Origin of the sequence: Flavobacterium luminosum (assembly GCF_023635005.1) — a bacterium.
GTDB lineage: Bacteria > Bacteroidota > Bacteroidia > Flavobacteriales > Flavobacteriaceae > Flavobacterium > Flavobacterium luminosum.
Genome location: NZ_JAMLJM010000005.1, coordinates 40,616 through 55,100, shown reverse-complemented (window position 1 = coordinate 55,100; position 14,485 = coordinate 40,616). Strand labels below are relative to the sequence as shown.

At 35.8% G+C, this 14,485-nt stretch carries 11 protein-coding genes; 3 read left to right on the top strand and 8 right to left on the bottom strand.

The window, feature by feature from the left end; translation table 11 throughout:
- Window positions 1-53 precede the first annotated feature (53 nt).
- The 3 genes from asnS (at window position 54) to NAT50_RS07865 (ending at window position 3,662) form a co-directional block, all read left to right on the top strand.
- On the top strand, window positions 54-1,499 hold the full coding sequence (asnS, locus tag NAT50_RS07875) for an asparagine--tRNA ligase (RefSeq protein ID WP_250592687.1): 1,446 nt from the start codon (window positions 54-56) through the stop codon (window positions 1,497-1,499).
- An 87-nt stretch (window positions 1,500-1,586) separates the two neighbouring features.
- A complete protein-coding gene (gene rpoN, locus NAT50_RS07870) occupies window positions 1,587-3,053 on the top strand; it encodes an RNA polymerase factor sigma-54 (RefSeq protein WP_250592686.1) in 1,467 nt (488 codons plus the stop codon).
- 3 nt (window positions 3,054-3,056) lie between these two features.
- Window positions 3,057-3,662, top strand: a complete 606-nt coding sequence (locus NAT50_RS07865; RefSeq protein ID WP_250592684.1) for a hypothetical protein — start codon at window positions 3,057-3,059, stop codon at window positions 3,660-3,662.
- On the opposite strand, the gene NAT50_RS07860 is transcribed toward NAT50_RS07865, so the two are convergent.
- The 8 genes from NAT50_RS07860 to NAT50_RS07825 form a co-directional block, all read right to left on the bottom strand.
- Complete coding sequence (locus tag NAT50_RS07860; protein WP_250592683.1) at window positions 3,657-4,340, bottom strand: porin family protein; 684 nt, start codon at window positions 4,338-4,340, stop codon at window positions 3,657-3,659. The two genes, NAT50_RS07865 and NAT50_RS07860, sit on opposite strands and share 6 nt — an antisense overlap.
- Window positions 4,341-4,403: 63 nt before the next feature.
- The gene (locus NAT50_RS07855) at window positions 4,404-6,209 is read right to left on the bottom strand and encodes a cytochrome c oxidase subunit I (RefSeq protein WP_250592682.1); all 1,806 of its coding nucleotides are present in this window, start codon (window positions 6,207-6,209) and stop codon (window positions 4,404-4,406) included.
- Between the two features lie 25 nt (window positions 6,210-6,234).
- A complete protein-coding gene (locus NAT50_RS07850) occupies window positions 6,235-7,410 on the bottom strand; it encodes a cytochrome c oxidase subunit II (RefSeq protein WP_250592681.1) in 1,176 nt (391 codons plus the stop codon).
- Window positions 7,411-7,429: 19 nt separating this feature from the next.
- The gene (locus NAT50_RS07845; RefSeq protein WP_250592679.1) at window positions 7,430-8,887 is read right to left on the bottom strand and encodes a quinol:cytochrome C oxidoreductase; all 1,458 of its coding nucleotides are present in this window, start codon (window positions 8,885-8,887) and stop codon (window positions 7,430-7,432) included.
- 25 nt (window positions 8,888-8,912) lie between these two features.
- On the bottom strand, window positions 8,913-9,473 hold the full coding sequence (locus NAT50_RS07840) for a c-type cytochrome (protein ID WP_250592677.1): 561 nt from the start codon (window positions 9,471-9,473) through the stop codon (window positions 8,913-8,915).
- A 7-nt stretch (window positions 9,474-9,480) separates the two neighbouring features.
- Complete coding sequence (locus NAT50_RS07835) at window positions 9,481-10,005, bottom strand: DUF3341 domain-containing protein (protein ID WP_250592676.1); 525 nt, start codon at window positions 10,003-10,005, stop codon at window positions 9,481-9,483.
- Between the two features lie 6 nt (window positions 10,006-10,011).
- The gene (nrfD, locus tag NAT50_RS07830; protein ID WP_250592675.1) at window positions 10,012-11,418 is read right to left on the bottom strand and encodes an NrfD/PsrC family molybdoenzyme membrane anchor subunit; all 1,407 of its coding nucleotides are present in this window, start codon (window positions 11,416-11,418) and stop codon (window positions 10,012-10,014) included.
- Window positions 11,419-11,445: 27 nt separating this feature from the next.
- Entirely contained in the window at window positions 11,446-14,481 is a 3,036-nt protein-coding gene (locus NAT50_RS07825; RefSeq protein ID WP_250592674.1) for a TAT-variant-translocated molybdopterin oxidoreductase, read from the bottom strand.
- Window positions 14,482-14,485 lie beyond the last annotated feature (4 nt).

The following is a 14,485-nucleotide window of genomic DNA, read 5'->3' as shown; positions in this document are numbered from 1 at the left end:
ATCAATTTTTTGGTTTAGATGCTGAATTCTAAACTCTAAATTCTAAATTTAAGATGAAACATACAAAAGTTAAAGACTTACTAAACAGCACGAAAATACTTCAAGAAGTAACCGCAAAAGGATGGGTAAGAACTTTTAGAAACAATCAGTTTATTGCGTTGAACGACGGTTCAACAATTCATAATATTCAGTGTGTTGTAGATTTTGAAAACACACCAGAAGCCATTTTAAAAAGAATTACTACAGGAGCAGCTATTTGTGTGTCTGGAGACTTAGTAGAAAGTCAAGGTGCCGGTCAGAAATATGAGATTCAAGTAAAAAAACTGGAAATTTTAGGCGACAGTGATCCTGAAAAATTCCCGATGCAACCCAAAAAACATTCATTGGAATTTTTACGTGAAAATGCACATTTAAGAATTCGAACCAATGCTTTTGGTGCTATTATGCGTGTTCGCTCTGCCTTATCGTTTGCGGTGCATCAATATTTTCAGCAAAAAGGTTTTGTGTATGTGAATACCCCAATCATTACGGGTTCAGATGCCGAAGGTGCCGGAGAAATGTTTCAGGTAAGTGCGCTTCCTTTTGACAACACACCAAGAACTGAAGAAGGAAAAGTAAACTACAAAGAAGACTTTTTTGGTAAACAAACCAATTTAACTGTGTCTGGTCAATTGGAAGCCGAAACTTATGCTATGGCCTTAGGACAAGTATATACTTTTGGCCCTACTTTCCGTGCAGAGAATTCTAACACTTCTCGTCACTTAGCCGAATTCTGGATGATTGAACCTGAAGTTGCCTTTAATGATTTGGCTGATAATATGGATTTGGCTGAAGATTTCATCAAATACGTGGTCAGATATGCTGTTGATAACTGTGCAGATGACTTGAAATTCTTAGAAAGCCGTTTAGCCGATGAAGAAAAGCAAAAGCCTCAGGCGGAACGCAGTGAAATGACATTATTAGAAAAATTAAACTTCGTATTAGACAATAACTTCAAACGTGTTTCTTATACCGAAGCGATTGATATTTTAAAAGATTCAACTCCAAACAAAAAGAAAAAATTCCAATATCTTATTGAAGAATGGGGTGCCGATTTACAAAGTGAGCACGAACGTTTCTTGGTTGAGAAACATTTCAAATCACCGGTAATCTTATTCGATTATCCAGCAAAAATCAAGGCTTTTTACATGCGCTTGAATGATAATACCGAACCTGGAAAAGAAACCGTACGCGCTATGGATATTTTATTCCCTGGTATTGGAGAAATTGTTGGTGGTTCACAAAGAGAAGAACGTCTGGATGTTTTGATTGAAAAGATGAAAACATTAGGAATTGACGAAGAAGAATTATGGTGGTATTTAGACACCCGTCGTTTTGGATCTGCAGTTCACTCTGGCTTCGGATTAGGTTTCGAACGCCTTGTGCTATTCGTAACAGGTATGACTAATATCCGAGACGTAATTCCTTTCCCAAGAACTCCTCAAAACGCCGAATTTTAATATCACGTTCTAAGTTTAAACGTTTAAAGTTCAAAGTACTTAACGGCACTTTGAACTTTAAACCGAAAAACCTTAAACAAAACAACAATGCTTAAACAAAACTTACAATTTAAATTATCACAAAAACTTTCTCCTCAACAAATTCAGTTGATGAAGCTTATTCAATTACCTACGCAGGCTTTTGAACAACGCTTAATGGAAGAAATGAACGAAAATCCAGCTTTGGAAAGTGGTAATACGGAAGATGATAAGTTTGAAAAAGACGAATTTGACAATGGTGACGAATTCGATGATTTTAACGATAGTGAAAGCATTGATGCCAACGAAATTAATATCGACGAATACCTTAGTAACGACGAAACTCCAGATTATAAAACTCAATCCAATAATTATAGTGATGATGATGAAGACAGAGAAACGCCTTTCGCGGCTCCTGTAAGTTTTCATCAAGATCTAATCAATCAGTTAAACACCTTTATTTTAACTGACGAACAACGAGAAATAGCCGAATTCCTTGTAGGAAGTATCGACGACATGGGATATATCCGTCGCAGTATTCAGGATATTGTAGACGATATGGCTTTTACCCAAGGTATTTATACCGATGAAAAAACAGTAGAAAAAATTCTTTGTATCATTCATGAACTTGAACCTTCTGGGGTTGGCGCTCGTGATTTGCAAGAATGTTTATTACTTCAATTAAAGCACAAAACACCTACAGAAGCAGTAGAATTGGCCATCAAGATTATTGAAGAACAATTTGATGCTTTTACCAAAAAACACTACGAGAAATTACTTCAAAAATACGCGGTTACTAAAGACCAATTGAAAAAAGCTATTGAAGAAATTGAAAAACTGAACCCGAAACCAGGTGGGGCTTTTACAGGAAGTGCAAAAGTTACAGAACACATTGTTCCTGATTTTATGATACGCATTGTGGAAGATGAATTGGAGTTAACACTTAACGGTCGCAACGCTCCAGAACTTCATGTGTCAAAGGATTATCAGGATATGATGAAAACCTACAAGGATTCTAAAGATAAATCGAATGCGCAACGCGATGCCGTTCAATTCATCAAACAAAAGTTAGACTCTGCAAAATGGTTCATTGATGCTATCAAACAACGTCAGGAAACTTTATATGTAACGATGAATGCCATCATGCATTTCCAGAAAGAGTATTTTTTAGATGGTGACGAAACTAAATTAAAACCAATGATCTTGAAAGATATTGCAGACATGATTGGTTTAGATATTTCAACGGTTTCTCGTGTTGCCAATAGTAAATATGTGGATACTCCTTATGGTACAAAATTATTAAAAGATTTTTTCAGCGAGGCCATGATCAATGATCAGGGAGAAGAAGTATCTACCATAGAAATTAAAAAAATACTCGAACAAGTCATTGCAGAAGAAGATAAACGAAAACCGCTTCCAGATGATCAATTGGCTGAAATTCTTAAAGAAAGAGGCTATCCTATTGCAAGAAGAACTATTGCAAAATATCGCGAACAACTATACATTCCTGTTGCGAGAATGCGAAAAAAAATATAACACTTGAAAAAAATACTTCCTTTTTTTTCTTATGCCTTTCACCCTATTTTCATATCGGTAATGGCAGCTTTGTTCTATTTTATCAGTACACCCAATTATTACGAATACGAAAGAATTTACCTTTACATAATCCAAATATTAATCGTAACCGTATTTATTCCAATAGCGTGTTTTTATTTATTGGTCACTCTAAATAAAATAGATTCCATTATGGTTACTAAAGTAGAACAACGTAAAATCCCGCTATTTTTACAAGCTCTTTTACTAACTTCTCTGACCTATAAAAGTATTACCTTAGATCTATTACCAGAATTATATTATTTCTACTTAGGAAGTATAGTTAGTACATTTTTAGCGTTGGTATTAGCATTGTTCCAGAAAAAAGCTAGCCTACACATGTTAGGAATAGCTTCTTTAACCGTCTTTTGCTTTGCTTGTAGCATCCATTTTCAGTACAAAATTCCCTTACTTATGGCTGCTCTATTATTAATTAATGGTTTAGTAGCTACATCTCGTTTGTACATGAAAGCCCACACGCCTATCGAGCTCTATTTGGGCTACATAATTGGAGCTTTACCACAACTTCTATTTCTTGTATTGTGGTTATAAAATATAGAACATCAACCCTATATTTATAGTCTTCAAATCAAGAGGTTTTCCGTTTAAATTCCCATTCTTAAAAAAATCTTGTAATCCGTAATAAGCGTATACATTAAAGGTATTATAACCGGCAGAAACATATGCGCCATAGTGAAACTTATTAATGTCCGGATTATTAGACAATTTAATTGTGTCTGGACCAGAAACAAATTTAGACTTACTTTGCAACAAATAACTCAGCTTAACACCTGTATAAACGCGCCAAAATTTATGTGAGTCAAAAGTTGACGTTCTCCAACGAAATTCAATAGGCAAATCCAGAAAATAAAGTCCTAATTTATTCTTATCAAAATCAGTTGAAGGAACAATATTATATGAAATTTGATTATTAGATTCCGAAATAACAACATTGTCCTTATAATTATTATAGGTCAATCCTAAACCGGGAGCAATAGCAAAAGTTCTATTTTTATTGATTGGAAAATCTCGCAAAAACCCAAGAGTAAAACCAGCTGAAAAGGAGTTTTGAGACACACCATCGGGTTTATTATTTAAAAAATTATAAGTAATCCCAACGTAAAATTGATCTTCCCTGTAAAGCGAATCTATAGCCTCAAAATCGATGGTATCTTGCGAAAAAGAACTAGAAAAAAAGAAAAGAAAAAAAAAGAGAAAAAATGCCTTCATAAAAAATCTTTGAATAAAGTTAATAAAAAAAGCCTTTCGTTTGAAAGGCCTTTTATATATAATTTATGAGTGATGTAATTCTTCTTCACCTTCTTTCATTGGAACAGTTTGAGGTACATAATCATCATCATGACCTGGTTTACTGTAGTCATAAGGCCAACGGTGTACTGTAGGAATTTCACCTGGCCAGTTTCCGTGAATTGCCTCAACTGGTGTAGTCCACTCTAAAGTGTTAGATTTCCATGGATTTTGCTCCGCTTTCTTACCGTAGAAAATACTATAGAAGAAATTCCACAAGAATAGTAATTGGAATGCTGCACCTACTAAAGCAAAGACAGTAATCAATACATTCACATCAGCTAAATCGTCAAATAAAGGAAAATTAGAGTTAGTGTAGTAACGACGTGGTAATCCAGCCATACCGATGAAGTGCATTGGATAGAATACACCATAAGCACAGATAGCAGTTACCCAGAAGTGAATATATCCAAGGTTCTTATTCATCATTCTTCCATACATTTTAGGGAACCAATGATAAACTCCAGCAAAGAAACCATATAGAGCAGAAATACCCATTACAAGGTGAAAGTGTGCTACTACAAAGTAAGTATCGTGAACGTTAATATCTAAAGTACTATCCCCTAAAATTATACCTGTTAAACCACCAGAGATAAAAGTAGAAACTAATCCAATAGAGAATAACATAGCAGGATTCATTTGTAAATTACCTTTCCACAACGTAGTAATATAGTTGAAAGCTTTTACAGCTGAAGGAATCGCAATTAATAATGTTGTAAAGGTAAATACCGAACCTAAGAACGGATTCATACCTGAAATGAACATATGGTGACCCCAAACGATTGTTGACAAGAAAGCAATAGCAAGAATTGACGCAATCATCGCACGGTAACCGAAAATTGGTTTACGAGAATTCGTAGCAATAATCTCAGAAGTAATACCTAATGCAGGTAATAATACAATATATACCTCAGGGTGACCTAAGAACCAGAATAAATGCTCGAATAAAACTGGAGAACCACCTTGATAGTGTAAAACTTCACCAGAAATAAAGATATCTGACAAGAAGAAAGAAGTACCGAAACTTCTATCCATGATTAACAACAAAGCAGCAGATAATAATACTGGGAAGGAAACAATACCAATAACAGCGGTAATGAAAAACGCCCAAATTGTCAAAGGTAATCTTGTCATAGACATACCTTTAGTTCTAAGGTTGATAACTGTTACCACATAATTTAAAGATCCCATTAAAGAGGAAGCAATAAATATAGCCATAGAAACTAACCATAGAGTCATACCTGTTCCTGATCCAGGAATAGCTTGTGGTAAAGCTGATAATGGAGGATAAATTGTCCAACCTGCAGAAGCTGGTCCAGATTCAACGAATAATGATGAAATCATAATTACTGATGACAAAAAGAATAACCAGTAAGAAACCATGTTCATAAATCCAGAAGCCATATCACGAGCTCCAATCTGCAAAGGAATCAATAAGTTACTAAAAGTACCACTCAAACCAGCAGTTAATACGAAGAATACCATGATAGTACCGTGAATCGTCACTAAAGCAAGGTAAATATCGTTACGCATAACTCCACCTGGAGCCATTTTTTCTCCCAAAAGAGCTTTGAAAATACCGAAAGACTCCTCAGGCCATGCGATTTGCATTCTGAACAATAATGACATCACTACACCAACAATTCCCATGATAATACCAGTGATTAGGTATTGTTTGGCAATCATTTTATGGTCAATACTAAAAATGTATTTGGTGATGAATGTATCTTTATGGTGATGTGCGTGATCGTGATCGTGTGCGTGATCGTGGTCGTGTGCTGCTGCTCCCATATTATTTATCTAATTTTAAATTTAATTATTTATTAACTACTACTTTGTCATCTGCTGTAGCCACTAATGCAGTGTCAGCTACTTTGGCTTGAGTTGGTGCTTTAGCAGCATTTTTCTCAGCTTCTTTAGCTGCTTTTTCTTCTTTTACAGCTTTAACAATAGTTCCTTTGTCTTTTAACCAATTTTGAAATTCTTGAGGTGTATCCACTACAATTTTCATTTGCATGTTGTAATGAGAAGCACCACAAATTTTGTTACATAATAATAAGTAATCAAAAGTGTAAGGATCAAGAGGAGATTTACCCTCAGCTACTAACTGAGCACTTTTAGCAGAACGAATTTTGTTAATATTATCAACTTTTGCAATAATATTAGGATCTTGACGCATCTCGTCTGTAGTCAAAGTAGGAGTGAAAGCAAACTGAGTAACCATACCAGGCACACAGTTCATTTGCGCTCTAAAATGAGGCATATAAGCCGAGTGAATGATATCCTGTGAACGCATTTTAAACAATACTTTTTTCCCTTTAGGTATATGCAATTCAGAAACTGCAATATCATCTTGAGCATTCGGATCGTTAATGTCAACTCCCATGGTGTTTACACCTTCAATCAAACGTACGTTAGCTTTTCCTAAAACGTTATCTTTTCCAGCATAACGAGCTTCCCATCCAAATTGTTTAGCATACAATTCAACCACCATTACATCTTCATCTTCATCAACAAACATAATGTTAGTCCATGTGTATAAACCGTAAAGAATTAAACCAGCTAATACTACTACAGGAATAATAGTCCAGATAAATTCTAATTTGTCATTATCAGCATAATACAACGCTTTTTTATCTTTAGCCCCTCTATATTTGAAAGCAAAATAATGTAATAAAACCTGTGTAATAGCTTGTACTAAAAATATAATTGCTAAGGAAATATACATCAAGTTATCGTAATCAGGACCGTGTTCCGATGCCGGAGTACCCAAAACTAATGGTCCCCATTTAAACAAACCATATATCATGAAGATATATAGGAATGCAAGAAAACCGAACATTAAATATCCTTGTACATTATTATCATTGTCAGTAGCAATTTGCGAATCTTCTTTTGAAGCGCCTACTTGAGTTAAGTCGAAAATTTTAGTCATTTGCCAAATAGCAATTGATAATAAAACTAAAACTGTTATCACCAACAAACTTGTCATCTGTTTTCTTGTTTAAATATTAATAATGGAAATGCTTACTTTCTTCAATTAGTGGATTACCTTTTGCTAATAAAGGAGCTTTAGTTAAAGCATTAAATACAACAAATAAGAACAATCCTCCAAAGAATGCTACCGAACCAATCTCAGCGGCACCAATAAACCAATTTTCACCAACTGTAGCAGGAGTAATCATATTATAGAAATCTAAATAATGACCACATAAAATAACGATACCTGCCATTGTGATAATCCAAGGAACACGTTTGAAATCTGTGTTGATTAAAATCAATAATGGGAATACAAAGTTCATTACAACCATACCAAAGAAAGGTAAATTGAAATGTTCAATTCTCATTTTGAAATAAGTCACCTCTTCTGGGATATTAGAATACCACATCAACATAAATTGAGAGAACCATAAATAAGTCCAGAATACAGAAATACCGAACATAAATTTAGCCAAATCATGAAAATGACTGTTGTTGACAAACTCTAAATATCCATTAGATTTTAAATGTAAAGTTATCAAAGCAATTACAGTGATACCACTCACAAAGAAACTAGCAAATACATACCATCCGAATAATGTACTGAACCAGTGAGGATCAACTGACATAATCCAATCCCAAGCCATCATAGACTCAGAGACTAAGAAAAACGCTAGGAACGCAGCTGAAGCTTTAAAATTCTTTTTGTAGAAAGATAAATCACCAGTATTGTCTAAAGCTATTGAATTTTTACGAGTGTATGAACGGTATAAAATCCAACCAGCTAAATATACAGCAGCTCTAATCAAGAAGAAAGGAACATTCAAATATCCAGATTTTCCTTGTATTAAATGATCTTCAGCAACTACTTCAGGATCCATCCATACAAATAAATGGTTGATATGTACTCCAGATAAAACCAAAATAACAAACACTATGATACCTCCTGGAACCAAATAAGCAGTAATAGCTTCCATTACTCTAAATAAAGCAGGAGACCAACCAGCCTGAGCAGCCCATTGAATTGCATAGAAAGCTAACACTCCAAGAGAGATTAAGAACACAAACAATGCTCCTATGTACAATGCTGACCATGGTTTGTTTTGCAATTGATGTAAAACATGCTCTACGTGTTCTGCATGCTCATCAGCGTGAGCCTCATGACTCGTTGCATCGTGTGCTTTTTTAGCATGATCCGCTACAGGTGCTTCCGCATGAGCAATAACAGAATCTACTGCATGTTCTTGAGTTGCAAGTGTATCTTTTACTGTCACTGATTCATGGTGAGTTTCGTTCTTCTCAGCAGAAGCAGGTGCTGCTTCATGAGAAGCAACTGCACCATGATGACTTCCATGAGCATCAGCAGCTAATATTTTTTCTACATCTTCAGTATTCTTTGGTGCACTGAAAAAACCATAACCAATTCCTAATAGGCCTAAAACCATAAGGACAATTGAAAGGTTTTTTATTTTGCTTGATAATGTATACATAACTTATATATCGTGTGTTTTACAATTATAATTCAGACTTAAGCTTCATCACGTATTCTGCCACTTGCCATCTTTCTTTTTTAGACAATTGATTAGCGTGAGAACCCATTGCATTTAGACCGTAAGTTTCTACGTGGAAAACAGTTCCAACAGTGATAGCTCTGTCTTTATAGCTTGGTACACCTAAGAATTTTTCTCTTTGTACCAATTTACCTTTTCCGTCACCTTTATCTCCGTGACAAGAAAGACAGTAAATATTGTACAATTCTTTACCTTTTTCCATGTTTGAAGACAAAGAATCTAAAGGAGATTGTAAAGATTTAGAAGCCTCATAACCTTCAGGGGTATTTGGCAAATCGTAAACTTCAAAACCTCTTTTAATTGTACCTTCAGCCGGTAATTGTCCTTCTTTACGTTTCAATCCATTCGGTGAGTTAAAAGCATCTGATTCCGAATAAGTTTCATAAGCAACCGACTCATACATGTTCGGAAAGAACTGATAATTCGGTTTTTGATCATCTTTACATGAAAACAGTAATGAAGATAACCCCATTAAAGCTGTAAGTGAATATACTACTCTTCTCATAATATTATTAATGCTTTTCAACTACTTTAACTTCTACCGCTCCAGTACTTTGTAAGAAAGAAGTTAGTTCATCTTCATTATTATTAACAGAAACTTCCATTAAGAAATGGTCATCTGTGGTACGAACATCTGGATTTTCAGCTTTTTTAAATGGCCACAATTTACTTCTCATGTAAAAAGTGATTACCATCAAGTGAGCTGCGAAGAAAACTGTTTCTTCAAACATTACCGGCACGAATGCAGGCATGTTTTGAAGGTAACTAAAACTTGGTTTACCACCAATATCTTGTGGCCAATCACTAATCATGATATTATTTAACAACCAAGTAGCAAAAGTTAATCCTGTCAAACCATACAAGAAAGCACAAATAGCGATTCTTGTTGGTGCTAATCCCATAGCTTTGTCTAAACCGTGAACTGGGAAAGGCGTATAGACTTCTTCAATATGATGGTGAGCTTTACGAGTTGCTTTAACGGCATCCATTAAAACATCATCATCATTATATAGTGCATGTATTACTTTATTACTCATGACGTATTAGTGATTATCGTGATTATGACCTGCTTTTTCTCTATCTGCTTTGTAGTTATCTCCCGATGTCTTCAAGATAGTTTTTACCTCTGCCTGAGCAATTACAGGGAAAGTTCTTGAGTACAATAAGAATAATACAAAGAAGAAACCAATAGTACCCACAAAGATACCGATATCAACAAATGTAGGAGAGAACATTGTCCATGATGATGGTAAGTAATCACGGTGTAAAGAAGTTACGATAATTACGAAACGCTCAAACCACATTCCAATATTTACAACAATTGAGATGATGAAAGAGAACATAATACTAGTTCTTAACTTTTTGAACCACATAAACTGTGGAGAAAACACGTTACATGTCATCATCGCCCAGTATGACCACCAGTAAGGACCAGTTGCTCTATTTAAGAAAGCGTATTGTTCATATTCAACACCAGAATACCAAGCAACGAAAAGTTCTGTAATATAAGCACATCCTACAATAGAACCTGTAATCATGATTACGATGTTCATTAATTCAATATGCTGGATTGTGATATAATCTTCAAGATTACAAACTTTTCTCATGATGATTAACAATGTGTTTACCATTGCGAATCCAGAGAAAATCGCACCTGCAACGAAGTAAGGAGGTAAGATTGTAGTATGCCATCCTGGAATTACAGAAGTAGCGAAGTCGAATGATACGATAGTGTGTACTGAAAGTACCAATGGTGTTGCTAAACCAGCTAATACAAGAGAAACCTCTTCGAAACGTTGCCAGTCTTTAGCTCTACCTGTCCATCCGAATGATAATACAGAATAAATATGTTTTGTAAATGGAGTTACCGCTCTATCACGTAGCATTGCAAAGTCAGGTAATAAACCAGTCCACCAGAAAACCAATGAAACCGATAAATACGTTGAGATTGCGAATACGTCCCACAATAATGGAGAGTTAAAGTTTACCCACAATGAACCAAATTGATTTGGTATAGGTAATACCCAGTAACCTAACCATGGACGACCCATGTGAATGATTGGGAATAAACCTGCCTGAACTACCGAGAAGATAGTCATAGCTTCTGCAGAACGGTTAATAGCCATTCTCCATTTTTGGCGGAATAACAACAATACAGCTGAGATTAACGTACCAGCGTGACCGATACCTACCCACCAAACGAAGTTAGTGATATCCCAAGCCCAACCTACTGTTTTATTTAATCCCCATGTACCGATACCTTCGGTAATGGTATAAATCATACAGCTCAATCCCCATAAAAAGGCAGCAAGAGCTATATAAAATACTGTCCACCATTGTTTATTAGCTTTACCTTCAACCGGACGTGCCACATCCACGGTTACATCGTGGTAGCTTTTACTTCCAAGTACCAAAGGTTTTCTGATAGGTGCTTCGTAATGAGACGACATAATCCTTTATCTTATTTCTTATTAATATTAATTTCTAACTTTTACTTGGTAAACCACATTTGGTTTTGTTCCAATGTGCTCTAATAAATGATAAGCTCTGCTGTCCTCTACTAATTTAGCAACTTTAGAGTCTTTATCATTAACATCACCAAATATCATAGCTCCAGAGGTACATGCACTTGAACAAGCAGTTTGGAATTCACCATCTTTAACCTCTCTACCTTCGTTTTTAGCTTTTAAGATAGTAGCTTGTGTCATTTGAATACACATAGAACATTTTTCCATAACCCCTCTAGAACGTACATTCACATCAGGGTTGATAACCATACGTCCTAAATCATCGTTCATATGGAAATCGAATTCATCATTTTGGTTGTATAAGAACCAGTTGAAACGACGAACTTTGTAAGGACAGTTGTTTGCACAGTAACGAGTACCTACACAACGGTTGTAAGCCATTTGGTTTTGACCTTGACGACCGTGAGAAGTTGCAGCTACCGGACAAACCGTTTCACATGGAGCGTGGTTACAGTGCTGACACATTACTGGTTGGAAAGCAACTTGTGGATTTTCTGAAGGATCTTCCATACCGCTAAGTGTAGAAATCGTATCGATTAATCCATCGCTTTCACCTTTCACTTTATTATCACCAGCAAAAGTAGTTTCAGAAGAATAGTATCTATCAATACGCAACCAGTGCATATCACGGCTTCTTCTCACCTCAGATTTACCTACTACTGGTACATTGTTTTCAGCGTGACAAGCGATAACACAAGCACCACATCCGGTACAAGCATTAAGATCGATTGACAAGTTGAAATGGTGACCAATTGATCTATCAAAAGACTCCCATAAATCTACTGATTTTGCAGGAACTTCTTTATGATCTAAAGATACCACTGGCATAATATTCCATTCTGCAGCATCCTTAGTATTGAAAATTTCTAATGAAGTTTCTTTAATGATGTCTCCACGACCCATTAATGTTTTTTGTAACTGTACGCAAGCAAATTCATGCTCTCCATCAGCTTTGGCAACAGTAACGGTTTGTACATTATTGAAACCTTGGTACAACGCATAAGCATTAACACCAACTTGCATTTCTTCTTTTAATGACGCTTTACGACCGTATCCTAAAGCTAAACCAACAGTTCCTTTTGCTTGACCTGGTTGGATCATTACCGGTACGTTTTCTAATTTAACTCCATTAACTGTTAAAGTAGCTAAACTTCCGTTCAATCCACCATTAGCAACATTCCAGTTCTCTAATCCCCATGCCTGAGCATCGCTTTTCGAAACTGTTAAGTAGTTATCCCATGAAGCACGAGTAATCGGATCTGGGAACTCCTGTAACCATGGGTTGTTAGCCTGTTGACCATCACCCATTCCGGTTTTAGTATATAAAATTAATTCTGTTCCGGTAGATTTAGTACCCGCTAACACCGTTGCAGCTGCATTGAAATCTGCACCTGTACCTGCTCCAGCACCAACTTCCATTGAAACTACACCATCGTGCACCAATTGATTCCATGATTTAGCACCAGACCAAGAAGAACGGATATAATCGTAATACGTTTGAACATTACCTGTCCAAGACAATAAAGCATCTTGGAATTGTACTGTACTAAATAAAGGACGAATAGTAGGTTGTGTAATGGCATATTGCCCTTTTACTATACTTACATCGCCCCAAGATTCTAAATAATGAGGAGCAGCAACAGCAATTGTAGAAGATAACGCTGTTTCATCTTCCTTCATAGTGAAAGAAACTGAAAGTTTTGTTTTCTTTAATGCTTCTGCAAACTCTTTTCCATTAGGCATAGAATATACTGGGTTAACACCACTCATAATAAGAGTATGAACCGCTCCAGCTTTTAAGTCAGCAATTAACTGTTTTACTTCAGCTGTATTTCCTTTTCTAATTTGACGTGAGTTAGCTGGATTGAAAGCTTCACTTGTCAATGCACGGTTAATCGCTAATACTAACAATTGTGCATTTTTATCTTCAATACCAGAAACTAAAACACCTTTAGCTCCAGCAGCTTTTAACTGTTGAGCCGCTTTAATAACTTCTGCTTCACCATCGAATTTACCAACAGCTACAGCAGCACCAGTTACTATACTATATATTTTAACCAATGCTAATTTTTGAGTCGCAACAGTCATTGGAACACGCTTATCAGCAGCTGCACCAGATAATGTCATGTTAGACTCAAATTGGAAATGACGCGACATTTTACCGTTTTGAGGAATACGTCCTTGAGCATAACCCGCATCATAGTTTCCACCTTGCCAATCTCCTAAGAAATCAGCACCAACAGAAACAATTACATTAGCTTTTGAAAAATCATATTCTGCTAAAGCTCTTTCTCCATAAACCATTTGGAAAGCATCCAAAGCTTCTGATGAAGAAACAGCATCATATACAACATGTTTTGCATTTGGATTTTGAGCCAAGAACTGACCAATTAATCTGTCAGTTGAAGGAGAAGCCGTAGTATTAGTTAATAACACAACTTTTGCTCCTTTAGCTTTTGCATCCGCAACGCTTTCTTTGATTTTAGAATTCGCTTCATTCCAAGAAGCATCTTTACCAGCAATTTTCACATTTTTCAAACGAAGACTGTCATATAAAGACAAAACCGACGCGTGAACACGTGCATTAGCATGAAAGTTTGCTCCTTCAATTTTATTATTTTCAATTTTGATAGGACGACCTTCTCTAGTTTTTACTAAAACATTAGCAAAATCGAAACCATCCGAAAAAGATGTAGCATAATAATCCGCCACACCAGGAATGATTTCTTCCGGTTGAACTACATAAGGAATTGACTTATGCACTGGACCCTCACAAGCGGCTAAAGTAGCTGCTGCAGTACTGAATCCAACATACTTAAGAAAATCACGACGTGTTGTATTAGAAGATGCTAACGATGCAGCATCACCTAAGAATTCATCCGTAGGGATTTCTTCTACAAACTCGTTATTTCTAAGCGTCTCAACAATAGAGCTATTTTCGTTTAGCTCCTCAACACTTTTCCAGTATTTTTTGTTTGATGACATATTG

Bases quoted from the DNA above. Each gene is read 5' to 3' on its own strand.
- rpoN (WP_250592686.1), top strand. From the start codon at position 1,587: ATGCTTAAACAAAACTTACAATTTAAATTATCACAAAAACTTTCTCCT.
- nrfD (WP_250592675.1), bottom strand. From the start codon at position 11,418: ATGTCGTCTCATTACGAAGCACCTATCAGAAAACCTTTGGTACTTGGA.
- NAT50_RS07850 (WP_250592681.1), bottom strand. From the start codon at position 7,410: ATGACAAGTTTGTTGGTGATAACAGTTTTAGTTTTATTATCAATTGCT.
- NAT50_RS07840 (WP_250592677.1), bottom strand. From the start codon at position 9,473: ATGAGAAGAGTAGTATATTCACTTACAGCTTTAATGGGGTTATCTTCA.
- NAT50_RS07825 (WP_250592674.1), bottom strand. From the start codon at position 14,481: ATGTCATCAAACAAAAAATACTGGAAAAGTGTTGAGGAGCTAAACGAA.
- NAT50_RS07855 (WP_250592682.1), bottom strand. From the start codon at position 6,209: ATGGGAGCAGCAGCACACGACCACGATCACGCACACGATCACGATCAC.
- NAT50_RS07845 (WP_250592679.1), bottom strand. From the start codon at position 8,887: ATGTATACATTATCAAGCAAAATAAAAAACCTTTCAATTGTCCTTATG.
- NAT50_RS07860 (WP_250592683.1), bottom strand. From the start codon at position 4,340: ATGAAGGCATTTTTTCTCTTTTTTTTTCTTTTCTTTTTTTCTAGTTCT.
- NAT50_RS07835 (WP_250592676.1), bottom strand. From the start codon at position 10,005: ATGAGTAATAAAGTAATACATGCACTATATAATGATGATGATGTTTTA.
- asnS (WP_250592687.1), top strand. From the start codon at position 54: ATGAAACATACAAAAGTTAAAGACTTACTAAACAGCACGAAAATACTT.